This is a genomic window from Pseudomonas sp. TWI929, assembly GCF_039673335.1.
Taxonomy (GTDB): domain Bacteria; phylum Pseudomonadota; class Gammaproteobacteria; order Pseudomonadales; family Pseudomonadaceae; genus Aquipseudomonas.
In genome coordinates, this window is record NZ_JBDJLK010000005.1 from 38,346 (window position 1) to 61,664 (window position 23,319).

The window sequence follows — 23,319 nt, forward strand, 5'->3', positions numbered from 1 at the left end:
AACTTTTCTCCAGATGCAAAAAAGCCCGCACTGGGCGGGCTGGATTTACGCGACGGCGCGAGGCCTACGGCGCGATTTTTTCCAACAGCGAAAGGCGGCGTTCAAGGGCTTCGCGATTGACTGTTGGCTCGGGGCGCTCAGTCAGCGCCTTGGGTGCATTGCCGTAGGCGGCAAGGTTCCAGTGGTTCTGTGTGGCGGTTTTGCCTTCGGCCAGGCGATCAACAAATCCGCCTTCCAGCGCCTCCGCCGCGGTCATCCAGGTGGTGGCCGCCATCAAGGCCAGGACTTCCTCGGCGGACTTACCGGTCTTGCGCTCGTAGTCGGCGCTGATGCTGGCATCGACCTTGTCCAGCAGGTCGGCCTGATCGCGGAAATCCTTGGCATTGCCCATCTGGATGGTCCAGGCGTTGTGGATCATGAAGAAACCGCCTTCGGCAATTTCCACTTCATCCGCTGCCACCGCCACATAGGTGGCTGCCGAAACGGCCTGGCCATCGATGTGGGCGATTACCTTGGCCGGGTGCGACTTGATTGCCTGGGCCATCGCGCGGGCGTCGAACACATCCCCGCCGGGGCTATTGATCCGCAGGTGAATAGTGTCAACGTCGAGCGCGGCCAGTTGCGGCACGAAGTCTTTGGCTGCCACGCCGCCGTACCAGTCCTCGCCGATGATGTCGTAGAGGTAGATGGTCGCCTCCCGGGCCTCGCTGACGATCCGAAACTCGCGCTTGGCCGCCTGGTTATTCTTGAACAGTTGGATCAGGTTCATCGGGCTGAGCCTCTGGGGGTTTGGCCGGCTTCTGGCTGGCAGTCGAAAAGTAGAGTTTGTCGCCGCCCGGGACTGGAGGCAGGTTCTTGATGGCCCGCACTTCGTCAACGGTCATCCAGCCTTGGGCGCCTGGCCCGCCAAGCGCCTTGCCGAGCACATCAGATTCGGTCTTGCTGTCACCGGCGAGCAGGCCTTCACGGTTGAACTCGGTGAAGAAGCGGGTCGAGCGCGGCCACAGCTTGCGGTTCAGCTCCTGCTCGATGCGGCGCAAGTGCGGCCCCAGCGTGTAGCGGACGAAGCCGATCGACATCTGCTCGATGCCAGTGCCCCAGCTCGTTGATGCGGAGGTTTCGCCGATCATGTGCGGCGGCGCGCCAAATGCTCGAGCAATCTCGATCACCTGAAACTTGCGGGTTTCCAGTAGCTGGGCATCCTCGGCAGTGAGGCTCACGGGCTTGATATCACCCCCGTTCACCAGCAGCATCGGCTTATGGTGGTTGGTGCGACCCGTGTACTTCTCAGTGAACTGCTGACGCAGGTAGTCCTGTTGTTCTGTCCCGGGTGATACGCCTGCCGGATAGGTGATGGCTATGCTCGGGCTTGCACCGTTGCTGAAGAACTCGCCGGCATACTCGTCGGCGGCCAGGGCAGCACCCACGGCCTGGCGGGCGGCGTAGCGAATCACCGACTCGCCCTTGGTGCCGTCGAACCCAAAGCCGGGAAAGTGCAAGACATCCTCCGACTCCAAGCCGAAGTACTTGCCGTCATCATTCACGTAGTAGTGCAGCGTGTCGCCAACCCGCACGATCGATACACATTCCCGGGGAAGCGGCATGAGCCGCACAGGCTTGCCGGAACGATCGCGGACGATTTGAGCGAGGCCATCGCCACGCAGAAGCATGGACGACAACATCCACTCCCAGAACGAACAGGCCGTCAGGGTCGGATAAGGCGATTCGTTCAGCAGCCACCAGAGGTCGTGATTCGCTCTCGCCCGCCCGCCATTCTGCGTGCGCTCGTAGATTGGCAGCGGCAGCAAAGCCACTGCGCCGGCGATGAGGCGGCAGCAGGCATAAACAGCGGCACTGCGCTTGGCGGTCTCGGTGGTGACAACCACGCCGGCCGAGGAAGGCACGGCGCCAAAGAAGTCAGCCCACTGGGAGCGGTCCATTTCGTTCCAGGTGAGCTCTTTGTTCTTGAGCTCGCCCAGCTCCTCGCGCATAGCGGCAAGGTCCTGTTCCAGCTTCTTTGTTTTCCCAAAGTTGAACATCACAGCACCACGCATAGGTCAGTTATGGGCTGCTCTTGCCCTGCCTTAGAAACGCCCACAGCCATAAGCAGAGCGGTCATGTCGTCGATCTTGTCCGCCGAACGCTTCTTGTCCGGGGCCATGTTCATGTTGTCGTCGCGCCGGGCGATGAGGTTGGAGGCGCACCAGTTCAGCAGCATGTCGCCACCGTGCACCAACTTGCCGGAGATATAGGCCAGTTCCAGGGTCTGCATCGCCGGGTGGTAAGACTTCGGCCCCTGAATGAACTCGACCATCGGGAGCTCGGCAGCAACCAGTCGGTTCACCAGGTCGGTGGCGTTCCACCGGTCATAGCCGATGGCCTGCACATTGAAGCGCTCGCAAACCGCTTTCACGTCGGCCTCGATCACCGCGTAATCGGTAACGTCGCCCTCGGTCTGCTTGAGCAGGCCCGATTCAACCCAGGCGGCATACGGCACGGTGCCCCGCTCGGTGCGGTAAGCCACCGCGCTCTCCGGCGCCCAGCGCCACCCGTAGGTGTACAGAACGCCGTCGACATCCCACACAAGGCGGAACGACGTGAGGTCACGGGTGGACGCCAAGTCCAGCCCACCCCAGCACGGGTACTGCGCGAGCCAGTCCAGGTCAATCTCGCCGCCGCACTGCTGCCACTTGTTCAGGTCAACCCAGCCGTCAGCTGTCGAGGCCGGCCGGTTCAGGCGCTTGATGCGAAACTCGGCCATCTTGGATGGCATCTGCTTCGCTTCGATGGCTTCCTTCTGGATCGCCGCCATCAAGTGCGGGTTTACGTCCATCAACGGGTTGGCCTTGATCCAGGCTTTCTCGTCGAAGTCCTCATCGGCCTTGATGCCGAGACTCTTGTCCTCGTCATCCACCGCATAGAACACCACCAGGTAGTGGTCAGCGGTGGTGCCGAACAGCCCGCCCAGCAACTTCTTGGCGAACATCCGTATTTCCGCCCACGGCCCGGGGTTGGTGTAGCCCTCGGTGGTCGTGAACAGCCACAGCGGGTTACCCCGGGCACCAGCTGCTGACTGCAGAACGTTCAGCAGGTCGGCGGTCTTGTGGGCATGGATCTCGTCCAGGCCGACGTGTGATGGGTTCAGGCCATCCTGTGTCGATGCCTTGGCGTGAATCGGCTTGAAGCTGGCACCGGTCTGAACGCGGCTGATGGACTTGGCCCAGACCTCAAGCCCGAAGTACTCGCGCAGGTCGGCGTTCTTCTCGGTCATCCGCTTGGCGGCGTTGAAGATGATCGACGCCTGCGGGAAGGTGGTGGCCGCACTGATGATCTGGGCGCCCTCTTCGGGCTCGCAGCATTCGCAGTACAGCAGGATGGCCGAGGACAGCGTGCTCTTGGCGTTCTTTCGGGCCACCGCGAATAACGCTGAGGTGAACCGTCGCGGGTGAAACTTCCCGTCGTCGCCCCAGCCTTCGGTGAACACCCACTGTCGTTTGCGGAACCCGAACAGCTGGACCACAAAGAAGATGTGGGACGGGTGCATCACGATGGTCGGCTTTTCCCACTTACCCTCAACGTGGTGCAGCTTCTCGATGAAGTCGCACGGGTCGTTCGCATGCCAGGGGTCGAAGATAAAGGGGCAGTCCTTCTTCTTGGCACGCTTCAGGTCATCCAGAAACCGCTGGGCGGCCTGGCGGATCAGCTTGCCGTGGCGCTTCCGCTTTTTGTCGGCGACAGCGCCCTTCGCGTAGTCGGTAGCGATCTTGACGAAGTCACGCATTCTTCCGCCCGTTACCCGCGAACGTGTTGCCCTTCTTCTGCTCCCCGCCCGACGAGACTTTGCGGCGACTTGCCGGCGTCATACCGAACTCAGAGAACAGCGCCTTCAACGCCGTGGTCTCTGCCGCCGTGGCCTCCATGTCGGCCTTGGCCTTTTTGCGGAAGCACTGCCAGGCAAAGCACAGCTGCTCCAGTGAATACAGGTCGACCACCTGGAGTACCTTGGCGGCAACCAGCTGCCGGCCCAGGCTCTCCCACATCTCGGCGCCGTCTCGATTCAGGTGCTGAGGTGCGTCTGGGAAGTCATCAATCAGGTCGAACTCTGGCGCGTCCTTCTCCTCGCGATCCGGGCGAGTGGTACCGGCCAGAACCTTGAGGTTGGGCGCCGTGGGCTTCCGTCCTCGGGTCATTTGTCAACCTTCAATTTCAAAAAGCTAATTTTGACGGCGCGAAAAAACGACTCCGGGCGCGGTCTAGAAGCAAAATGCCCCAGACTTTTTCCCTCCCCCCGCCCAAACGTCGAGAAATATTCTCATTTCACCGTTTTTGGCGAATTTCTCAGGCCTGCGCGTGCGGTTTCGATCAGCCGCGACGGGCGTTGCCGAAGCCGCCGTCCTCTGCTGCCGTCTTGCGTGAGTGATGCGTCCGGCAGAGGCCCTGCCAGTTCGATCTGGACCAGAACAGGTCTTTGTCACCACGGTGAGGGACGATGTGGTCCAACTCAGTGGCTGGCTCTACCCTTCCCTCGCGCTGGCAGTGCACGCAAAGCGGATGCTTGCGCAGGTAGCCAGCTCGAGCCTGCTGCCACCTGTAGCCATAGCCGCGCTCGGTGCTGGTCTGTCGCGTCTCTGGTGGCTTGTGCTTAGCAGTGACTGCGCCAGGTGGTTTGTGCGTGCCAGGCCTTAACGGCATGGCGTGCCGTCCAGGTAGGTCCGTGGCTCATCGTCTGGATCAGGCTCATCACCTTGATCGTCTGCCAGAGCCTGGATGAAGCTGGCCAGCAACTCATTGGTCTTGGCCTGCTCGGCCAGTATCTGCTTGAAGATCGACAGGAACGCCTGCTGGTTCTGCTGGATCATCGCCATCTGTTCCGGCGTCACCTTGACCTCGGCCAGGGTTACCGTCGAAGAGTGTTCTGGCCCGCTCATACGCCACCTTTTTCCACTTGTTGATCCATTCGCGCCGGGCGGCGCATCCGCTACAGGCTACCACCTTCAACTCGCCGCGATGCAGTGCGGTCGTAGTATCCGCGCACCTTCTCGACGCCAAGGAAGCCGACGGCACCACCAGCAAATGTGGCCATGCTTTGTGGAAGGCCAAGCCACTCCAGAAGTGGTACCAGCGACAGCGTTACAAGTCCGCACAATGCGCCTTCGAGGTACATCTGCCGACGGGTACCGCCGCCGTACACCACCCTGAGGACGGCTATCGCGACAGACAGGCCAGCGGCATACAGCTGAGGCTGATGGGCGAACACCCAGGCGAGCACAGCGGCCCACAGGCCAGGATCCTTCTCGGGCATGTTTGGCATCTCGGTTCCTCCCTTGTGGGGAGCGGAATAGATTCGACCCCAACAGCACTCCCAGCTCGGAGCGATGGGTGTGGTGGAGCCGAAAACGAAAAAGCCCCGGCAAAATGCCGAGGCTCTAGAGGGGTTGCTGGTGATGGCGAGTTTGCTCTCGCGCACCTACCGCAAAGTAACACGAAAGATAAGGGTGAGGACCGGGGATGTCAAGCGGCTTCACGTCGAATGTCGATCGCACCGTCGATCCAAGCAACTCCGGCCTTCCACAGCTGGCGGGTCTTCTCCTCTCCAAACCCCAGCTTTTTCCCCACAACCAGGAGCGACGTGTCGCGGGAGGTGTAGTACTTGATGATGACCTGGCCGCACTCGGGGTAGCGCTTGCTCAGCCGACCGACCAGGCGATCAATGAACAGAGCATCGTCGTCCGTGATCATTGGATCGAGAATGGTGTTCTCTCGCGATGCACAGCAGGAGACCCCTGATCCCAGCACAACCCAGCGGCCCCAGTGCTCCAGCAGATACTCGGCCGACTTCTCTACGTTGCTCATGTCCTTCCCCCTCAATCCCCGGTGTAGTTGGTGCCGCCAGCGCCGCGCTGGTTGCTTCCTTGATATGTCGCCTCAGGCCCGGATGCCTGAGGGTTCTTCAACTGCTCGATCTGCCGGTGCGCGGCCTGCAGCGCCATGCTGAGCTGGGTCACCAGTTCATCCAGGGCCAAGGCCTCGCCTGTTGCAGCCACCACAAAGCCAGAGGCGTTGCAGTGGTCGCATGGCAGTTCGTAGAACACACCCCTGGTGACCGCTCTCCCACGGCACAAAGGGCACTGAGCCAACTTGATCACAGCCTTCTTGAAGGCAGGGCCATGGCTCTTCCCTGTCACTTTGAATCCTCGCTTATGGTGGATACCGGAAGTCCGGCGAACCCCGCGCGCTCTGCGGCCCGCGAGAGAATCCCTGAATCAACGGATCTATCACCGGTCAAGCCGTGAACCGACTCGAAACCCTTCTGATCAAGGTGTGCGTGCCACTTCTCCAGCGCCTCACGCTTGCGGCCCATGATGTCGGACTGGACGTACACCTTCACGTTGTGGCCCATGGCATGGTTGATCAGCAGCTCACCCACCAGGTGGTCGACGCCCAGGTCAGCCCAGCCGGTGCGGGCCAGCTTGCGCAGGTCGTGGCTGGTCCACTCGCCCTGCCCCATGACGGTAAACACAGCGGACGCCTTGGCCTCGCTCATCGGCTTGCCCTGGCGCCCCGGGAACAGGAACTCGCCGTCGTAGCCTTCGTTGCGCTGGATCTCGCGGTAGGCCATCAGCAGGAATCGCACCTGGTCGGTCAGTGGCAGGCGGTGCTGCACGCTGGTCTTGGTGTGCTCGGCCGGAATGAACCACTCCCGCTCCGCCAGGCTGATGTGGCTCCAGCGGGCCAGCCGGGTCTCGCCCAGTCGGGTGCCGTGGCACAGCATCATCAGGGCCAGCACGCCATGCTGCGGGCGGTGCGCCAGGGTGCTCTTCATGCGGACCATCAGATCTTCAAGGTGCACGCCGCGAAGCCGCGACGGCTTGACCGTGACCTTGGCCTTGGAGAAGTCACCAAAACGGATACCGGCCATGGGGTTGGAGCTGATCAGGCCCAGCTTGAAGGCCTGGCGGAACGACAGGGCCAACAGCTGGAACACTAGGCGCACGTAGTCGATCGACAGCGTCTCTTGCAGCGGCCACATCAGCTCGCGGTCGAGCAGCGCCTTGTCGATCTGGGCCAGCGGGATCTGGCCAAGGCGCGGCACCAGGTGCTGCTTGATCGCCGACGCTGCCGTGCTCTTGCGCTTTGCCGACAGGTTACGATCGCGGGACATGCGCTCAGCGAACCAGGCCAGCAGCTCACCGGTCAGCACCCAGCTCGACAGGCTCGACCCCTCGCCCGCCTCCAGGCGCAGGCGGATATCCGGCAGCGCGGCGGCCACCTTGGCGGCGCTCAGCTCGGGGTAGGAGCCAATCAGGTTCCACTTGCCCTTGTGGATCAGGTACCAGGATCCGCGCTCCCGAGACCGGTGGAACCGGAAGTACAGGCCGTGATTGCCCAGTGCGCGCAGGTCACGCACCTGGCCGGCGGCCTGCCGGCGAATCTCTGCATCGCTGATTTTCACAGCGGCGGTGTTGGTCATGCTGAAACCTCCGTTTTTGGCAGGGCCAGGTACGCCCTCAGGCACTCCATGGCGTCGAAATGCCCCTGACACACAACGGCCAGGTAGCCTTGGTCGTTCAGTCGGCGAATGCATGCTTTCTGACTGAATGAGACGGGCGCCGGATCAACCGTCGCCTTGAACTCGATGTACAGGCCGAAGTACCCGCCGCGGGCCATGGTCAGCACCAAGTCGGGGATGCCGGCCTTCACGCCCTGGGCCTTGAGCTTGAGCGCCACGCCCTTGTGCCGGTGGCCGCCATTCGGGACGTGGTAGATCAGCTCGAACACTTCGGGGTAGCGCAGCTGGATCTCTTCGAGCAGGGCAGCCTGCTCCTGCCCTTCCCGGTCGACCGGTTTGGCGCGGGCCGGCCTGGCCTTGAACGGTCGAATGGCGGGCGCATTCATGCGATCAGCACCCCTTCGTGGAGCAGTAGCGCCTGGGTGCGCATGACGCCCTCGGCGTGATACTGGCGGGCGGTATCGCGATCCACGGCGCGGCTACGCCCGTCACAGGCATCGTGGCAGGCGCTGCAGGACCAGGCGCCTTGCAAGTCATGAGGCTTCTTCCCGACGCCGCAGGTGCCAGCCAGGCGGTAATGTGCGAGCACGGTGGTCTCCGGATTACCGTTGCAAACGCCTGGGATGCGCACTTGGCACTCCCGGCCGCGCGCGGCCTTGGTCAGCTTGGACTGTCGCATCAGATCCCCTCCCGGCCGCGGTGGGATGCCCAGTCGAACGGCAGGACGATGCCCCCGCCCTCCCGCAGCCGGTCGGCCGATCGCTCGCCCATCGCTACCGGGAGCTCTTTCGCACCGAGGTTGGAAATCACGATGGTCGGCAGCATCCGCTCGTAGCGACCGTTGATGATTGAGAACAGCCGGCTTAGCTCGAAATCACTCGGGGCTTCCTTGCTCGCTCCCACCTCATCCAGAACCAACAGTGATGGGCGAATCAACGCGTCGAGGATGCTCCCCTCGGTCTGGCCGGAGCTGCCATCAAACGTTGCGCGAATGGCCTGCAAGATTCCGCCGAGAGTCCGATAGGCAGCCGTGTGCGCGGAGGTGGCCATGACTGCCTGGGCGATCGACACGCCCAGATGCGTTTTGCCGGTACCGGGGTTGCCCACCAGGATCAGGCAGCGGCCCGATGCCAGGTTGGCTTCGAACTCGGCGGCGTACCGCTCGCAGCGTGCTTTGGCCTTGTGCTGGCCTTCGCAGCTCACCGCGTAGCTGTCGAAAGTTTTGTCCTTGAAGCGCTTTGGAATCAGCGAGTCGCCTAGCTTGTAGGCCAGATCCACGCGCTGACGCTTGGTGTCTTCGGCCTGGGTTTTGGCGACCTGCGTCGCCTTGCAGCCTGGGCACGGCGAGCGGAATGTGTGGCTGAGCACCTGGTGGGTGGTCGCCTCATACGGGCCATGCTCTTCGCATATGGCCATGGAGGTCACCTGCGGGCCGGCAATACTGGACAGGTGGACCACTTTTTCAGAACGCATAGGAGCCATCCTCCCGTGGAATGAGGCCATCGTGGTAATCGCGGTCGTTGAAGCCGTGATGACGGCTGTTGGGCTTGCCCTGGGCGGGCGATTGGGATGCAAAACGCTTGGTGACCCACTCCACCTCGAAGCCCTGCCACCCGCTCTCGATGGCGATCTCCATCGCCCTGCAGGGCTGAACACCGAAGGCCTTGCACTGCTCGAGCTTGGAGTTCAGCGCCGACCAGATGCGAGCAGTCAGCGGCGCACGCTTGGCCTTGCGGATAGCCAAGTAATCAGCGATCAGCGCCTCGCTCAGGCCGTGCGGGTTTTCGGCCAGCATCGCGACCCTGCCGAAGGGAGCCTTGCGCTCAGCCTTCGCCGGAGCCTGGCCCGATTCACTGGGGGGGCATGTAACATCTTCCGAAGGAAGATTTACATAGGGGGTTTCTTTCTTAGAATAAAGAAGGGAGTCGGCGGTTTTGGTCTGTTTCGACTCTTCGCCGATTCGGACCACTTCAGCCGAATCAGACGTTTTGGTCTGTTTCGGATCAACCACGTATACCCAGTCTTTCGGGTCATTCACGCCGATGTCACCCCGGGCACCACCCTCGCGGAACAGCACGCGACGGCGCAGCAGGCTGGAAACCGCCTTCGACACGGTGTCAGGGTGAGCGTGGATAGCTTTCGCGATGTCGGTAGCCGGGATGCGCTGAGCGCCCGCCCCGAAGTTGATAGTGGCCTTGGCCACGTACAGCACAATCTTCATCTCCCGGGCCGGGAGATCGATAGCCAGCAGGCCATCCATGAGCTGGTTGTCCATCCGGGTGAACCCCCTGGACTTGTCAAGTGGGACGATGTTTGTCATGCTTGAATCTCGTTTTGAAGCTGTAGAGAAAGCCGCCCTGCCAGGCGGTTTTTTTTCGTCCTCAATTCATCAACTGGATGAATGAACAGCAGGACCGTGACACTACTGGCGCAAAGCCAGCGGGGTGATAATTCAGGTCATCAGGCGACGTCTTCCCAGGGGAACGCCGGACACAAATCCTCTTTCTTGAATTTGCCACCGGTAAGCCGATCAGCCCGCTTCGCAACTACTGGAGACATCCCGTGCTTTCCTCGCACCCATCCGGAGACAGTGCTTTGGTCAACTCCGAGCTTCTCGGCGGTAACCTCTTGCGTCCCGAAGAAGGCAACGAGGTCCTTAAAGATGGCGTTCATGCTGCCTCTCCATATGTGAATACCCATATCCTAGGCTATAGGGACACCCATTTGCAACAATATGGGCAGCCCCGTAATAATCAGCAGATGGAATATAAAGACCGCGTTAAAGCAGCTCGAAAGCATGCCCGGCTGACCCAGGTTGAATTGGCCAAGGCCGTGGGCATCGATCAGGCCTCTATCTCCGACCTGGAGAGAGGCCGATCTGGGCGCTCCTCCTACAATGCATCCATTGCAAAAGCGTGCGGAGTTTCAGCGCTTTGGCTGGAGAAAGGCGCTGGCGAAATGCTGGATGCATCCTCTGGCGAAGCATCGAACGTAGCGACCATAGATCAACCCTCTTTTCGATATCCAGTCATCAGCTGGGTAGCTGCCGGTGCCTGGGCGGAGGCAGTGGAGCCATTCCCTCCCGGGTTTTCCGATCGTTACGAAGTTTCTGACTACGACTCGAAAGGGGCTGCTTTCTGGCTTGAGGTCAAGGGTGACTCCATGACATCTCCGGTGGGGACAAGCATCACGGAGGGAATGATGATCTTGGTTGACACCGAAGCAGACGCAACCTCTGGAAAACTGGTTGTCGCCAAGCTTGCAGACAGCAATGAAGCCACCTTCAAAAAGCTTGTGGAGGACGGCGGTCGTCGGTTCCTTAAGCCTTTGAACCCAGCCTATCCAGTAGAGATGTGTGCCGAAGGTTGTCGCATTGTTGGCGTCGTTGTGAGAGCGATGATGAAGCTCTGACCCCTCAGCACCAATAAAGCCCGGCTTGTTCCGGGCTTTTTTCTGCGCGCGATGTTCTAATCATGCTCGTTTCATTGTCGTGTAAAGAGACATTACATGTCTTCCTCTCTTGTAAAAGCGGCCAAGACCATATAACTGTATACATGTACAGTACATGGAGTCCCGCATGCCTTTCCTAGCCTTCACCCAGTCCCCATCCTTGTCTTATGAGCGCCTCGGATACCGAATCCAGGGGCTCATCTCATCGCCGCACGTCCAAAAAAGGCAGTATGTGGATGTGAAGCCCGCGCCTGAAGAATCAGACGCTGACTGGGCACGCTTGCTTGATGCGCTGGAGGACACGAACGGCATCAGAATAGAGCGCATTGATCGCGGGCTAATCCGAATTGCCTGGCGAGAATACGTCGATTTGGTTTGAGTGAAGCCCGCCGAGCGCGGGCTTTTTATCGCCCACACATAAAATTATGTGTTTACCCATAGACAGAAAATATGTGTTCCCCTATATTTGCCTCAACGCCGGATAACCATCGGCCAGATACGCAGGCAGCTTCGGCAGCCACCGCTCTTTAAAAACCAACAGATGAGCCACCAGGCGCCGAGTGAATCCGGCAATTGAGTTCTGGTGGCCGTTACGCAACGCAGCAAGCTTCCTCGCTCGACATGTCGGCCCGCAGGTTTGCTGAGCAACACCGATTTCACTGGCTGGCCTTGGCGACAGGGCCAGACGGGAAATCAACCCCACGGAGCAACACCCCATGCTTGGAAAACTGTTCGGCAAGAAAGGTCGTGAAGCCCGCGCTGCGATGCAGGTGGTTCAGAACCGCGACCTGATGCAGGCGATCGTGTACGGCGCGTTCTACGTCGCTGCAGCCGACGGCGATATCGGCGAGGACGAGATCAAGAAGACCGAGAAGCTGATCGCCAATACGCCTCAGCTCAAAGGCTTCGGCCCGGAACTGTCCAACACCATGGACCGCGCCGAGAAGGACTTCCACGACGGCGGCCACCGCATCCTGCGCATGAACGCCGAGAAGGAACTGAAGGACCTGGCGCACTCGCCCGAAGAGGCCGCCATCGTGCTCAACGTCATGCTGACCATCGCCGAAGCCTCTGGCGACATCGACGACAAGGAAATGGCTGTCCTTGAGAAGTCGGCGAAGCTCATGGGCCTCAGCCTGAAGGACTACCTGTGATCCGAATCGGATCGTTCGTGATCATGGCCATCGCCGTCGTCTGGCTGGTCATGCGCGGCATCGATTACGGGACCTGCGCCTGGTATGGCCATCAGACAGAGCGCGACACCCGCTATGCCGCATTCATCGGCTGCATGGTCAAGACCAGCAGCGGATGGGTGCCACGTAACGAACTGCGCACCCAGCAGTAGCACTGCGTCAGCCTGACGATAACTGCCCGATTCACCTGGTCCCCCATCACCAGGCTGCATCGGTCGTGACGTTCGCCCTCCCCTGGTCCGGGAGGTAAACGGCAGCGAGCGTCACGACCAATGCAGCCAGCCCGCGAGAGCAAATCATGGACACGATCACTATCGGCGCATGGATAGGCCATCTCGGCCGAGGCCTGGCGCCTCGCGAATTGCAATGCCTTCTGGAGGTGGCCCAGGGCTTCACCACGAAGGAGATCGCCAAGCACTTCGGCATCAGCGAAAGCGGCGTAGAGAAGCGCATCGGCGATGCAATGCTGAAGCTCAAGGTGGCCAGGCGCGCAGCCATGGTCGCCGAGGCCATGCGCCGCCAGATCATTAGCCCGCTCTGCATCGCCCTCGCCGGCCTCATCGCCATGCATGCGGTGATCAACGACAGCGACCCGATGCGCCGCGACCGCCGCGCGCCTGAGCGCCGCACCGCCCAAGTTCGAATCGTTCGCAAGGCCGAGGCCCTGGAACTTCACGCCTGACCCACCTGAGGATCACCCCATGCAGACAGCAATGCACCCCGCATTCGCGGAGAAACGCGCTGTGCTCGCGGCCCTGCTCGAGCGCAGCAAGTCAGCCAGGATCGAGGCGCACGCCAAGGTCGGCCAGCGAGCCCCGCGCTACCAGGCATCAGGCAAGGGTGGCATGTGGGATGTGGTCGAGATCGCCACCGGCGCTGTCCAGGGCTTCGCCTACAGCTACAAAACGGCGATGCGCTTCGTGGATGCCTTCGAAGCCGGGGCGGCGAGCAAGCAAGGCGGCCTGCAATGAGCAAGCGCAAGCCCCACAACATGCGGGCACGCCTTGAGCGGACCTGCCGAGCCCTGGTGTCGGCCAACCATGCAGCCGTGGTGAATATCGACCCCAGCGGCCAGCAGGTGCTACTCAACTGGAAGAACCTCAAGCAGATCCGGGTGCGCCAGGTCGTCGACGCCGTCTGCGACATCCCGCATCGCTGGACCATCTACCTCAGCGTGCTGTGCAGGACGGAGTTCGGCGAGCGGTACCACAAATCGATCGAGGTCGCGCCACAGGGCAACTACCGGACCGAGCACCTGACCGATGTGATCGAGGCTACCTACACCGACCTGCGGGCCACAGCCAATCCCAAACACCTGGTGGCGGCCGGCTGGATCGCCATTCCTACCGACACAACGCTCGACGAAGCAGAGGCAGCCCAGATCTTTGCCATCGTCGGCGCCTGGAATCAGCAGAAAGCAGCATGAAACGCATCACCGCCCGCGTCCGGCACGGCCGACGCCAGCAGCACATCAATCTGCCGCCCAGCGGCTTGGGAGGTATCAGCGATGGCGAAGTCGCCAACCCAGCGCAAGCAAGAACAGCGCGAGAGGGACAAGATGACTGCGGAGCAGCGCGAAGCCCGTCTATTGTCACTATGACATTTGTTTATCGTCTAAAGGTGCCACCTGCTTTGACCCAAAAAAACAAATCTCAGACCCGAATCATTAGCCCTCCTGGCTCTAGATTGTTAAAGTCGGGGATCTTATTCAGCTCATCGATAATCTGATTCGCCTCTTTGTGAATTAGGCCGATATCAACAGCCCACTTCATATTATAGAATTTCCTCTCAGAGGACACATACAATCTAATTGGATAAATTCTAGGCTCAGTGACCTCCCAATGAGAGATAACCATATTGTACGCTGCCATGGTTCCAAGATCGGGTTTTCTAGATAGATCGTAGTTAGCCTCATCTAGATACTCATCAAAGTGCTCTAGAGTGTTTCTAACTTTGTGATTGAAAATTTCGGTGAGCTCAAGAGGAGCAAGCGCTTGAGCAAGCTCGCGAGCCCTATCCTTTCTTAATTTGAATCGAACCGCATTCTCGCCCTTTAACTTGACACCCTGCGTCTGAATCAACTTCTTGATGTTTGCCGCATCTGACAATACGGACGCAATCTTCGAGTGCACCTCAGGGTCAACTTGGATCATGTACCCTTGCTCGGGAACACTAGCCTTTGAAAAAATCTCTTCGCACTTCCTAACTATAGAGTGAGATAGCCACAACATCTCATGATAAAACAATGTAGCCAATTTTGTTTCTGCTAGTTCCATCAGCTAACTCTCCGGCTTGGTGACTGCACAATAGCCACTGCGCCTCAGTTGTGCAATTTCTCCTTCGCGCTGCCCGCCAGCGCCTTCCCCTATTCAACGATAACGCCTCCCCGGCGAGGGCGGCGCCTGCACGCAAGGACAATGACATGACCGAACAACAGCACGACGAGAGCAAGCTCGAGCGGGTCATCCGCAAGATCAAGCGCTGCCTGGCCCTTTCCAAAAGCTCGAACGAGCACGAAGCCGCCACCGCAATGCGCCAAGCCCAGGCACTCATGCGTGAGTATCGCCTCACCGAGCTGGATGTGCGGCTGAGCGATGTGGATGAGGTCCAGTCGGAGAAGTCCAGGGCGAACCGGCGACCAACTTGGGATCGGCACCTCAGCGGGATCGTGGCCAGGGTGTTTGGTTGCCGACCGCTCTCGTATAGGCACTGGTGCAAAACCTCCGGGCGAATGGTTGAACGCGCCTTGTTCGTCGGCGTTACGCCTGCGCCACAAATCGCGATCTACGCCTATGAGGCCTTGCTCGCCAAGCTCACGCTGGCCCGACGCGAGTATGTGGCCCAGATCAGAACCGGCAAGCGGCGCAGCGCCTACTCCCCTGAGACAGCCGGCGATCATTTCGCAATCGCCTGGGTTTCGGCGGTGCACGGCAAGATCCATGAACTGGTGCCCCGCGGCGAGGAAGATCCGGCCATCGAACAGCACTCCAATGGGAGCGACCTCGTCGCAGTGGAGAGCGAGGACAATGTACTGATCGAGCAGTACCTAGCCGGCAAGGAAATTGGCAAGCCACGCAAGGCGCGCCCGATCGAGCTCGACATGGCAGCTCAGATCGCAGGAATGCTTGCCGGACAACGGGTCAAGCTGAACCCTGGCCTGCCGACGGGCGGCGAAACACAGCTCCAGCTGACAGGCGCGTGAGGCACACCATGACCACAGCAATTGACCTGTTCGCCGGCCTCGGCGGATGGAGCATCCGATACGCGCCGCAGGGAAGCACATCCAGTCAGTCTTCAATCTCGAGAAAGAGCAGATCGGCAGCTATCGCGTCATTAATTTCCTCCGCGCTCAACCGCGCCCCCTTAAGATCACTTCTCCTGAGGACTTTTTTACCTATCGCAAGGAAATTACTTCTAAAAGAAAGATATTCCCTAACACCCTCATGACCTAAATTAAATAAACGATTACGCTCTTTCACCCCAAAGTCTTCAGCAGTTCGCAACGGATCTTCATAACCTACCGGAAAGCTCATGAAGGTATAAACCACATTAATTATCCTCGTGGGAATCCAACTTCTACCGCCTTCTGGATGAGCAGGACTACTAACAACCTCACCAATGGTCTGACCTTGCACGCCGCCGCAAAAAAAAGCACCACAAATTTCATCACCATCAAGCCGCAACAAATCATGGAATTTGTGCCGCTGGAAGTCACGCTCAGCTTCAAAAATCAAATTATGGGTTTCAGTTGTGATTTTGCTGCTCAACGCCTCAGCTCTAGAGATCAAGCGGGCACAGGTTACCCACGCAACTCTGTCGTTAGTTAATCTGCCATCGGACACGAGGACACTAGCTGCTCTATCAATCAACGACAAAGCACTTTCCAAGTTAGTAGCCGATTGCGAATACTCTTTTTCATGCCTATAAGATCCAATGCCAACAACCATCGTGCCAGCAATAAATAGCATAATAACCACTTGTATGCAGTCTGCTAGCTGCATGGTTTGAACCTTTAGGGCGCCGCCCCACATGAACAAGATGCACACAAGAGAGAATACTACCCCAATCATTACAGGCATCATCTCACGAGAGCACACCAATAAAGCACGGAACCATTCTCGAATCCAGCTACGCATTCAAACACCCTATAACAACTATTTTTGGCACAAAACTTTCGCGTTTAGAGCTAATTTCCGCGCCGGCCGTCAGTCTTATTAGATCCGAAAGACTGGTATGACGCGAGATTACCATTCATATCAACTGGACTACCAACCCGGCGAGGTACAGCCATGCCCACAGAAAACCGATCCAGCAACACCGAGATGGTCAGCGTGCCGCGCGAGCTGGCCGAGCGCATCCAACTGCGCCTTGACCACGCGGCTTCAGCGTTCAAGGCTGCAAAGCCTGAGCGCGACCATTTCCGAGCCCTGTTGGCCAAGCCAGCCCCGCAGCCCCACGCCGAGCCGATAGCGTGGATGGTTGGTACTGCCATCTGGTGGACCAAAGAAGAGGCGGAGCGGGATGCGGCGGCGACTGGGCTGCCGATAGTTGCCATCGGCCCTGTTGCTGATCCAGGCGAGGTTGAACGGCTGAAGGCATGGGGCAAGGCCAATCAGGATCTTGCGCAAACTTGCATGGATGAGGTCGAAACCCTGCGCGCCAAGTTGGCCGAGCGGGATGCCCTGCTGGACAGGATGTACTACTACCTCTCGCCAGCGCTTGCATCGCATCAGTACTCCATGAGTGAGGAGACGATACATGACGCACTATCGGCCTTGCATGAATGGCGTCAGATAAAGGCCAGTGCAGAGCCAATATCGCCGACCTGGTCGTGCCAACCATGCCAGCTTGAGCAACCGACTGATCGCCCGTGCGATGTGTGCGGTCAGGCGACAGAGCGCACCAGCGCCAAATCCTGACAAGAGCACATCTGTACTCCATCCGGCTGTAACCCCTCTCCCCTCTATTCACTGCCGCGATATGGCGGCCAAGGCGAAGCTATGCCTCAACCCAAGCGGACCTACTTGATTGGCTACCTGTGCTCCGGAGGTGGCGGCCGTTTCTTCCACTATCGGGAAACTGACGACGCGCCCACCAGGGAGCAGGTTTTAAGCATGGAAGCCAAGCTCAATGCCGACAACGGCAAGCCTTGCGCGATCACGACCATCTTCCTGCTGCAAAACAGCGAGGTGCCGGAATGACCCGCCTCGCCCTCTGCCTCCTGCTGCTGGCCACCCTGGCCGGCTGCATCGAGCAACCCGGCCACCTGGAAGTGAAGGAAGACAAGGCCCGCGCCGTCACCTGTTGCCAGTCGGATAGCGGCATGGCCTGCCTGCCCAACTGGATGCTTGCCCCGCCAGAGCCGGAGAAGTGCCTGATCAATGATCTCGGCAAGTCCGAGGCCTGCAAGAAGCTATTCAGGGAAAACGCCGGCAACCAGCGCCAGCTCTCCCCGCACGAAACACAACCCGAACCTACACCCGCACTGGCGCCTGGGCGCTGGATTGATGAGAGGTATCAGCTGTGACGGAAGACGAAATCATAAAGCTCTCTGCCAAGGCCATGGGCTTCGAACTGGAGTACCGGCGCGGCAGTGACGCCTTCTATTACGACGATCCCGAAACAGGGCGGGAGGTTTGGCTTCCAATGCAGGACGACCGGCAGACGATGCTCATCATCGCGAAGCTGCGGATGGACATTTGCTGCCTGCACAGTCTTGCTCGGGCCACAGCCCATGTGCCGTATGTCGGCTTCAAGCAAAGTGAGGTGTCGCATGCAGACGAACCCGCAGCCCGGATGAACGCACTGCGCTTGGCAGTTGCAACGGTGGCTGCCAAGTACGGCCAAGGCATGCTCGTCGGCGGGACAGATGAGCGAGTTCTGGGGCACTTGATCGGCATCGAGGGATCAACTGCCCACGCCATGCGCGGCGCCATCCGCGAGTCTCGCGAAGAGATCAGCAAGGCATGCCAGCGCCTGAAGCGAAAGGGGTTGGTCACCAACAATGGGCCGTTCTGGCAGGCGGTGCAGCCATGACCGACCTGATCGAAGTGAAGACTGCCGACCTGGTCGGCGAGCAGCTGGCCTGGGCCGTCGGCAAGGCAGAAGGCCTGGACGTTCGCCTTGCACCACCCATCTACGGCAACCCGTGGCGGGTGTTCGCCCGCTACACCGGCGAGGTCACCATCCGTGATGTTCGCTATGACCCACACGAAAACTGGGCGCTGGCCGGCGGCCTGATCCGCAAACACCAGATCAGCCTGCACGCGCCCCAAAGCGGCGGGGACTGCTGGGCAGCCTGGAAGACGACCGACGATAAAGACGTGGTCATGGGCGGCGCAACCGAAACCATCGCCTGCTGCGCGGTCGTGGTCGCGGTGACGCTCGGCGATACCGTCCAGGTGCCGAAGGAGCTATGCCAATGACCATCGATAAAGAGCACCTCAAGGCGCTGGCCGAGGCCTGCGCCCCATCCAAATGCGCGGACGAAGCGGAAGAAGGCCGCCGACTGGCCGAACTCTACAGCGAGTGCGAACCCGAGCACATTCTGGCCCTGCTCGAGGAGATCGAGCATCTGAAAGGTCTCCAGCCGGCGATGCCACCCCGCCCACCTGAAGGTGGTGGCCTCCCCCGTTTTGGGCTTCGCTGGAACGGCCCGCAGCAGCCTTTGGCCGTACCCATGGAGGATGGCTATTGGACGCCTTGGCACCTGGCCGAACGGCTGCGGGAAGATCGCGACGGCCTGCTCGAAGCCGGCGCCCACCTGCTGTAACCCCTCCCCCTACAACTCAAGCCCGCCGACATGCGCGGGCATGGAGAGCTATTGCCGCCACCGGCGGTGTGGAGACCATCCCATGGAAACCGAGATCCTTTCGGATGAAGAGCTGGCCGACCTGACCGGCTACAAAGCCAGGGGCTGGCAGCGCCGCTGGCTCAGCGAACGCGGCTGGCACTTCGTCGAGAGCCGAGGCGGCCGGCCACTGGTGGGCCGCCAGTATGCCCGAATGAAGCTGGGCGTGACCCTTGAGGTGGTGCCGCTGGCACCGCCGCCCCCGCCACCCGTACCGGCGTGGACGCCGGATTTTTCTAAGGTGAGGTGATATGCGCCCCAGGAGCACAGAGAACAGGGATTTGCCGCCGGGCGTGTATCGGCGCAAGCGCACCAGCAAGAGCAAGAAGAACCCGAACAAGGCTTGGGTCAGCTATTACTACCGCGATAAGGACGGCAAGGAAATTCCCTTGGGCACGGACCTCAGTCTGGCCAGGATGAAATGGGCCGAACTGGAAGCCCGGGAAAAACCGCGTGACTTGCTACTGATGGGAGCGATCTTCGATCGGTATGCGCGCGACATTATCCCCAAGAAAGGCGAGCGCACGCAGAAAGACAACCTGGCGGAGCTCCGCCAGTTGCGGCCGTTCTTCGACAAAGCCCCCATCGAAGCAATTACACCTGCGCTTGTCGCCCAGTACCGAGATGCGCGCTCGGCGCCGGTACGCGCAAACAGGGAAATCGCCCTGCTCTCCCACGTGTACAACATGGCACGGGAGTGGGGACTCACCACCAAAGAAAATCCCTGCCAGGGGGTGCGCAAGAACAAAGAGTTGCCGCGGGACTTCTACGCGAATGATGCGATCTGGAGCGCGGTTTACGCGAAAGCAGTGGGTGAGTTGAAGGACGCCATGGACTTGGCGTATTTGACGGGCCAGCGTCCGGCGGACGTACTGGTGATGAGAAGGGACGACATCGAGGATAAAGCCCTCTGCGTGAAACAGAAGAAGACCCACAAGAAGCTGAGAATCATGCTTGAGGTGGATGGTGTCGAGAGCGGCCTGGGCGCACTGATCCGGAAAATGATGGAAAGGAACGCATCGCATGGATCCCCCTACCTGCTGCTAACAGAGGCAGGCAAGCGGGTCACAGCCGCCATGCTTCGCCATCGCTGGGACGATGCCCGAGAGGACGCCGTGAAAGAAGCAGTAGCCGCAGGCGATCAGGTTCTAGCAGGCCGGATCGGCCAGTTCCAATTCCGCGACATCCGTCCTAAAGCGGCTTCGGAAATCACCGACGTCGACCACGCCAGCCTTCTGCTGGGCCACACCAAGGGCGACATTACAGAGCGTGTTTATCGCCGAGTTGGAGCCTTGGCGAAACCCACCAAGTAGGAAAGTATCGGAAGCGCTTCCGATATAAACCATTCCCAAGGGTGTTCGCATGGGTAGTTTTTCTATACCCCAGAAACGCAAAAAGCCCTGAATAATCAGGGCTTTGAATATGGCGGAAGCGTAGAGATTCGAACCGTTATCCAAGGTTCTCCCCCCTTTCGGAGATCTTAGCGCTCTTGATCTCCTTCCGCTTATGCCACTCTAGCCTAACAAAATCGGGCCTTTATCGCAAATGCTGAATGGTGCTTCAAGCGTGCAGCTGACTGCACGCTTACCCGAAAGCGTTCGCTTCAATTCAGATATCTCAGACATACCCCCGTTGCCACCATACGGAAGGAGGACGGGTGCGAGTAATCGATAAATGAGCGCGAGAGGCATCGCGAGCCCCCCTTTGCGCAGGTCAGCAAAAAGGTCTGGCAACAATCCAACAGGTCTTTTCGAGCCCGTAGCGCCGATGAGTTTTACGAAGCGGCTCTCCCCCTCAGCTGATGACCAAGCCGTATATGTCCATAATGATTCGGAAGGCCACGCCATGAGCCTCAAATCCCGGCTTCAGCCATTCAGACCTGTAATGCACACAATCATGATGGTGTCCGTGCACGGCCATGTTTACACCCATTGCTTGGCGGAGATCATCAATCTCTGAGTAACCGAAAATCTGTCAGCTAGGGGCCTCATGAAATGCCAGGATGTCCGTCTTCGGGACATACGACCCGATTGGCTGCATGGGCTATAGGCGCCTTGATGGCCGATTGCTAGCCTCCAACATGAACTCGGCCTGGTCGGCCTTCATCAATTGCTGAACGACCTCAGGAGAACTGCTTGGGTACCTCCGCAGCGCTGGGCAAGGAATAAAGAACACCGCAAACTTTGGAGCTCCACAGGAGAGTTGATGAGCTCGTCGCTCAGATGGGGTCTGTATTGTACGGTGTCCGGCATGCTCGGCTTCCTACTGGCCAGTGGCCTGTATAAAAAGGGTTGACATCAGTATCAACCGCCGTAGGATTGAGAAATGGTTGGCACTGAGCTCCAATGAGCGAAAGCTTACGACTCCTTGCGTAGACCACGAAACACCCGCCCCGGCCTCGAGCCGGGGTTTTCGTTTCTGGATCACACGAACCGTTCTATCCCCAGATCTGTCGGTGATTCCTCTACAGGATCTTACAGCGGCAGTAGCCCCTTCGGGGATTGGCGAGGGTTTTTGGGCTTCAGGCAGTATCGCGCAGGGAGGGAGGAGTACGCGGAAGTTGTGAGCCCTGGTCAGTCACGACGTACTACGGGGTGGGTGACGTGGCGCCGTGATTTCACTAAAGAGCCACCAAGCCACCTGGAGTACAAATGTACTCTACGGTCAAAAAACCACTGCACCACCACATCCCAGCCAGGCGCCTCGCGAAGTAATATCCTGATCAGACTGACGAGGGGACTTAGGCTTATGGCTCAACACTAATGCGATAACATATCTGTAAATGCGTTAACAGCTCGAGAGGTATGCCAGCTGTTGCGCGAGGTCGTGTTCGGACGACGGGCAATGACCAAGGTTGGTAGCCAGTCCTGGGAGCAGCTTTAACCATGCCATTTCCAAGTCGATGTAGAGGGTTGGCGGATCACGACCTACAACGACTGTGATGAGCTGAACTAGTCGACTCACTGAAGCTCCCTCCACTGCATACAGAGTTGACGGGTGCTTACCGGATCGCCATTGAAATGCTTGAAGACGCTCCTTCACCAGGACAGGAGTATGGATACTTCAGCGCATTTATGGATTTCGCACCGCCCTCTCATGCCGCTCGAGAGATGCGTCGTCTGGCAGATGAGCTCATCCATTGGAGGCATCGCCACATCTGGAAGTGAGAAATAGGCGGTCACTTCGTGTCCGTAGCAGCGACATCCTCATAGCTTCGGCGTCTGTGCCGTCGACAGCGAGCTATTTAACTGCTTGTTCCACACAAACGGTGAAGGAGTACGCAGGCCTTCTCAACCCTACCAATGCCTATAAGCAGTGGTAGGGGAATCTGGGGAATAATCAGAAGTTTAATCATGCAAATCGCAGGGAGCTTTCCGAGGGCCTCACCTCACAATCAATCCCGTGAAAACTCAAAAGCTTAAGCAACCCAGCCTTTTTAAATTCATAATCCGTACAAGGCCCGATCACAATACTTCTGATACTGCTCCTGTTAAAGCTGAGTGGTGCATAAGGGTAGATGGCTCCATTTCTTTCTCTAAACCTCATCCCTACAGACTTGTATTCATCATGAGAACTTATGTTCTTCTGAATCATGAGGAGTCGTCTTTCATCCTCATGCGCAAAGCCTTTATCTTTATAGGAGCAACTAGAAATTATCAGCCTGGAGAAAAGACCTCGCATCAAATCATTTGAAAAACTCATAATGAATTTATCTACATGCGCATTATCATGATCCTGAACATCCAGCCCAATTAAATTTGCAGTTTTTTGCCCATCTAGCATTTTTTCAATAATCGAAGCCCTAGATATTACCCTGCTCAGGTTTTCTGAAAATGCTTCCGCGTCAGCATAATTTACATCTTCAAACCTGATAATGAATTCTGAATCAGCATCTTCACCTATAAATTCCTCTTCATCAAACTCAATGCAGTAGCCTTGATTTTTTTCGCAATAACTGAACCAGTGAGCGATACTGTCATTTTTTTTGAGAAAGATACAATGTAAGTCTGACGATCGATAACGTTCGCCTTAGACGAACTAATCAACTGTTGATAAAGTTGTTTTAGCCACTCCCCAAAGTCAGGATCATTTTCTACCCCCTTTAAGGCCTCTATATATTCTATCGCGGCTTTATAACCAAGCACATGCTCCTGATGATCGTTTAGAAAGTTTATATCGGTCGCTCAAAACTCGCTATTATTAATAATACCTAGAAGGGCCGATCCGGATGTGTAATGATAAATAGAAGTCATGACTACCTTATACACCTAACAGCTGTGGCTTGCATTGCCTAAACTTTAATATACCCATGCAAC

At 58.5% G+C, this 23,319-nt stretch carries 34 protein-coding genes; 16 read left to right on the forward strand and 18 right to left on the reverse strand.

Annotation, left to right across the window (positions count from 1 at the left end; all coding sequences use genetic code 11):
- Positions 1-64: 64 nt before the first annotated feature.
- From ABE456_RS04115 to ABE456_RS04185, 15 genes are all read right to left on the reverse strand, one after another.
- On the reverse strand, positions 65-769 hold the full coding sequence (locus tag ABE456_RS04115) for a head maturation protease, ClpP-related (protein WP_186703027.1): 705 nt from the start codon (positions 767-769) through the stop codon (positions 65-67).
- Complete coding sequence (locus ABE456_RS04120; protein ID WP_346642834.1) at positions 741-2,039, reverse strand: phage portal protein; 1,299 nt, start codon at positions 2,037-2,039, stop codon at positions 741-743. The genes ABE456_RS04115 and ABE456_RS04120 overlap by 29 nt, the downstream gene beginning before the upstream one ends.
- Complete coding sequence (locus ABE456_RS04125; protein WP_346642835.1) at positions 2,039-3,781, reverse strand: terminase TerL endonuclease subunit; 1,743 nt, start codon at positions 3,779-3,781, stop codon at positions 2,039-2,041. Before ABE456_RS04125 ends, ABE456_RS04120 begins: the two co-directional genes overlap by 1 nt.
- Entirely contained in the window at positions 3,774-4,190 is a 417-nt protein-coding gene (locus ABE456_RS04130) for a hypothetical protein (protein ID WP_277836235.1), read from the reverse strand. Before ABE456_RS04130 ends, ABE456_RS04125 begins: the two co-directional genes overlap by 8 nt.
- Positions 4,191-4,362: 172 nt before the next feature.
- A complete protein-coding gene (locus tag ABE456_RS04135) occupies positions 4,363-4,692 on the reverse strand; it encodes an HNH endonuclease signature motif containing protein (protein WP_346642836.1) in 330 nt (109 codons plus the stop codon).
- Entirely contained in the window at positions 4,683-4,928 is a 246-nt protein-coding gene (locus tag ABE456_RS04140; RefSeq protein ID WP_346642837.1) for a hypothetical protein, read from the reverse strand. Before ABE456_RS04140 ends, ABE456_RS04135 begins: the two co-directional genes overlap by 10 nt.
- 50 nt (positions 4,929-4,978) lie before the next feature.
- Positions 4,979-5,311 (reverse strand): phage holin, lambda family, encoded by a 333-nt coding sequence (locus tag ABE456_RS04145; RefSeq protein WP_346642838.1) that lies wholly within the window; start codon positions 5,309-5,311, stop codon positions 4,979-4,981.
- Positions 5,312-5,511: 200 nt separating this feature from the next.
- Positions 5,512-5,853 carry an antiterminator Q family protein gene (locus ABE456_RS04150; protein WP_346642839.1) on the reverse strand — a complete coding sequence of 114 codons (342 nt, stop codon included), beginning with the start codon at positions 5,851-5,853 and terminating at the stop codon, positions 5,512-5,514.
- Between the two features lie 11 nt (positions 5,854-5,864).
- The gene (locus tag ABE456_RS04155) at positions 5,865-6,185 is read right to left on the reverse strand and encodes a hypothetical protein (RefSeq protein WP_346642840.1); all 321 of its coding nucleotides are present in this window, start codon (positions 6,183-6,185) and stop codon (positions 5,865-5,867) included.
- Complete coding sequence (locus ABE456_RS04160) at positions 6,182-7,471, reverse strand: site-specific integrase (RefSeq protein WP_346642841.1); 1,290 nt, start codon at positions 7,469-7,471, stop codon at positions 6,182-6,184. Before ABE456_RS04160 ends, ABE456_RS04155 begins: the two co-directional genes overlap by 4 nt.
- Positions 7,468-7,896: a VRR-NUC domain-containing protein gene (locus tag ABE456_RS04165; protein ID WP_346642842.1), complete on the reverse strand. Its 429-nt coding sequence runs from the start codon at positions 7,894-7,896 to the stop codon at positions 7,468-7,470. Before ABE456_RS04165 ends, ABE456_RS04160 begins: the two co-directional genes overlap by 4 nt.
- Complete coding sequence (locus ABE456_RS04170; protein WP_346642843.1) at positions 7,893-8,189, reverse strand: DUF1364 domain-containing protein; 297 nt, start codon at positions 8,187-8,189, stop codon at positions 7,893-7,895. The genes ABE456_RS04165 and ABE456_RS04170 overlap by 4 nt, the downstream gene beginning before the upstream one ends.
- Complete coding sequence (locus ABE456_RS04175) at positions 8,189-8,983, reverse strand: ATP-binding protein (RefSeq protein WP_346642844.1); 795 nt, start codon at positions 8,981-8,983, stop codon at positions 8,189-8,191. Before ABE456_RS04175 ends, ABE456_RS04170 begins: the two co-directional genes overlap by 1 nt.
- Entirely contained in the window at positions 8,973-9,830 is an 858-nt protein-coding gene (locus ABE456_RS04180; RefSeq protein WP_346642845.1) for a replication protein, read from the reverse strand. Before ABE456_RS04180 ends, ABE456_RS04175 begins: the two co-directional genes overlap by 11 nt.
- Positions 9,831-9,970: 140 nt before the next feature.
- The gene (locus ABE456_RS04185) at positions 9,971-10,210 is read right to left on the reverse strand and encodes a YdaS family helix-turn-helix protein (protein WP_346642846.1); all 240 of its coding nucleotides are present in this window, start codon (positions 10,208-10,210) and stop codon (positions 9,971-9,973) included.
- A 60-nt stretch (positions 10,211-10,270) separates the two neighbouring features.
- Between ABE456_RS04185 and ABE456_RS04190 the strand changes: the two genes are divergently transcribed.
- The 7 genes from ABE456_RS04190 to ABE456_RS04220 all read left to right on the forward strand — a co-directional run bounded on the left by ABE456_RS04190 (position 10,271) and on the right by ABE456_RS04220 (position 13,579).
- The gene (locus ABE456_RS04190; protein WP_346642847.1) at positions 10,271-10,921 is read left to right on the forward strand and encodes a S24 family peptidase; all 651 of its coding nucleotides are present in this window, start codon (positions 10,271-10,273) and stop codon (positions 10,919-10,921) included.
- 166 nt (positions 10,922-11,087) lie between these two features.
- The gene (locus ABE456_RS04195) at positions 11,088-11,339 is read left to right on the forward strand and encodes a DUF1654 domain-containing protein (RefSeq protein WP_346642848.1); all 252 of its coding nucleotides are present in this window, start codon (positions 11,088-11,090) and stop codon (positions 11,337-11,339) included.
- 337 nt (positions 11,340-11,676) lie between these two features.
- On the forward strand, positions 11,677-12,114 hold the full coding sequence (locus ABE456_RS04200) for a tellurite resistance TerB family protein (protein ID WP_085664697.1): 438 nt from the start codon (positions 11,677-11,679) through the stop codon (positions 12,112-12,114).
- The gene (locus tag ABE456_RS04205; protein ID WP_346642849.1) at positions 12,111-12,305 is read left to right on the forward strand and encodes a hypothetical protein; all 195 of its coding nucleotides are present in this window, start codon (positions 12,111-12,113) and stop codon (positions 12,303-12,305) included. The genes ABE456_RS04200 and ABE456_RS04205 overlap by 4 nt, the downstream gene beginning before the upstream one ends.
- A 146-nt stretch (positions 12,306-12,451) precedes the next feature.
- Positions 12,452-12,835, forward strand: a complete 384-nt coding sequence (locus ABE456_RS04210) for a helix-turn-helix transcriptional regulator (protein ID WP_346642850.1) — start codon at positions 12,452-12,454, stop codon at positions 12,833-12,835.
- A 19-nt stretch (positions 12,836-12,854) separates the two neighbouring features.
- A complete protein-coding gene (locus ABE456_RS04215; protein WP_346642851.1) occupies positions 12,855-13,124 on the forward strand; it encodes a hypothetical protein in 270 nt (89 codons plus the stop codon).
- Positions 13,121-13,579 (forward strand): hypothetical protein, encoded by a 459-nt coding sequence (locus ABE456_RS04220; RefSeq protein WP_346642852.1) that lies wholly within the window; start codon positions 13,121-13,123, stop codon positions 13,577-13,579. Before ABE456_RS04215 ends, ABE456_RS04220 begins: the two co-directional genes overlap by 4 nt.
- Positions 13,580-13,805: 226 nt before the next feature.
- On the opposite strand, the gene ABE456_RS04225 is transcribed toward ABE456_RS04220, so the two are convergent.
- Positions 13,806-14,429, reverse strand: a complete 624-nt coding sequence (locus tag ABE456_RS04225; RefSeq protein WP_346642853.1) for a hypothetical protein — start codon at positions 14,427-14,429, stop codon at positions 13,806-13,808.
- Between the two features lie 146 nt (positions 14,430-14,575).
- On the opposite strand from ABE456_RS04225, the gene ABE456_RS04230 reads away from it, so the two are divergent.
- Positions 14,576-15,355 (forward strand): DUF2786 domain-containing protein, encoded by a 780-nt coding sequence (locus tag ABE456_RS04230; RefSeq protein ID WP_346642854.1) that lies wholly within the window; start codon positions 14,576-14,578, stop codon positions 15,353-15,355.
- Between the two features lie 85 nt (positions 15,356-15,440).
- On the opposite strand, the gene ABE456_RS04235 is transcribed toward ABE456_RS04230, so the two are convergent.
- Positions 15,441-16,289, reverse strand: coding sequence for a hypothetical protein (locus ABE456_RS04235; protein ID WP_346642855.1), 849 nt, complete (start codon positions 16,287-16,289; stop codon positions 15,441-15,443).
- A 153-nt stretch (positions 16,290-16,442) separates the two neighbouring features.
- Here ABE456_RS04235 and ABE456_RS04240 point away from each other — a divergent pair, with 153 nt between their 5' ends.
- The 8 genes from ABE456_RS04240 (at position 16,443) to ABE456_RS04275 (ending at position 20,316) form a co-directional block, all read left to right on the forward strand.
- Positions 16,443-17,072, forward strand: coding sequence for a hypothetical protein (locus ABE456_RS04240; protein ID WP_346642856.1), 630 nt, complete (start codon positions 16,443-16,445; stop codon positions 17,070-17,072).
- Between the two features lie 81 nt (positions 17,073-17,153).
- On the forward strand, positions 17,154-17,354 hold the full coding sequence (locus tag ABE456_RS04245) for a hypothetical protein (RefSeq protein WP_346642857.1): 201 nt from the start codon (positions 17,154-17,156) through the stop codon (positions 17,352-17,354).
- Entirely contained in the window at positions 17,351-17,680 is a 330-nt protein-coding gene (locus ABE456_RS04250) for a hypothetical protein (protein ID WP_346642858.1), read from the forward strand. Before ABE456_RS04245 ends, ABE456_RS04250 begins: the two co-directional genes overlap by 4 nt.
- Positions 17,677-18,189, forward strand: coding sequence for a hypothetical protein (locus ABE456_RS04255; RefSeq protein ID WP_346642859.1), 513 nt, complete (start codon positions 17,677-17,679; stop codon positions 18,187-18,189). Before ABE456_RS04250 ends, ABE456_RS04255 begins: the two co-directional genes overlap by 4 nt.
- Positions 18,186-18,578 carry a phage protein NinX family protein gene (locus ABE456_RS04260; protein WP_346642860.1) on the forward strand — a complete coding sequence of 131 codons (393 nt, stop codon included), beginning with the start codon at positions 18,186-18,188 and terminating at the stop codon, positions 18,576-18,578. Before ABE456_RS04255 ends, ABE456_RS04260 begins: the two co-directional genes overlap by 4 nt.
- Complete coding sequence (locus ABE456_RS04265; RefSeq protein ID WP_346642861.1) at positions 18,575-18,925, forward strand: hypothetical protein; 351 nt, start codon at positions 18,575-18,577, stop codon at positions 18,923-18,925. The genes ABE456_RS04260 and ABE456_RS04265 overlap by 4 nt, the downstream gene beginning before the upstream one ends.
- 82 nt (positions 18,926-19,007) lie before the next feature.
- Entirely contained in the window at positions 19,008-19,253 is a 246-nt protein-coding gene (locus tag ABE456_RS04270; protein ID WP_346642862.1) for a DUF4224 domain-containing protein, read from the forward strand.
- Position 19,254: 1 nt separating this feature from the next.
- Positions 19,255-20,316 (forward strand): tyrosine-type recombinase/integrase, encoded by a 1,062-nt coding sequence (locus ABE456_RS04275; RefSeq protein ID WP_346642863.1) that lies wholly within the window; start codon positions 19,255-19,257, stop codon positions 20,314-20,316.
- A 2,586-nt stretch (positions 20,317-22,902) separates the two neighbouring features.
- Here ABE456_RS04275 and ABE456_RS04280 read toward each other — a convergent pair.
- Positions 22,903-23,148 (reverse strand): hypothetical protein, encoded by a 246-nt coding sequence (locus tag ABE456_RS04280; RefSeq protein ID WP_346642864.1) that lies wholly within the window; start codon positions 23,146-23,148, stop codon positions 22,903-22,905.
- Between the last annotated feature and the right edge of the window lie 171 nt (positions 23,149-23,319).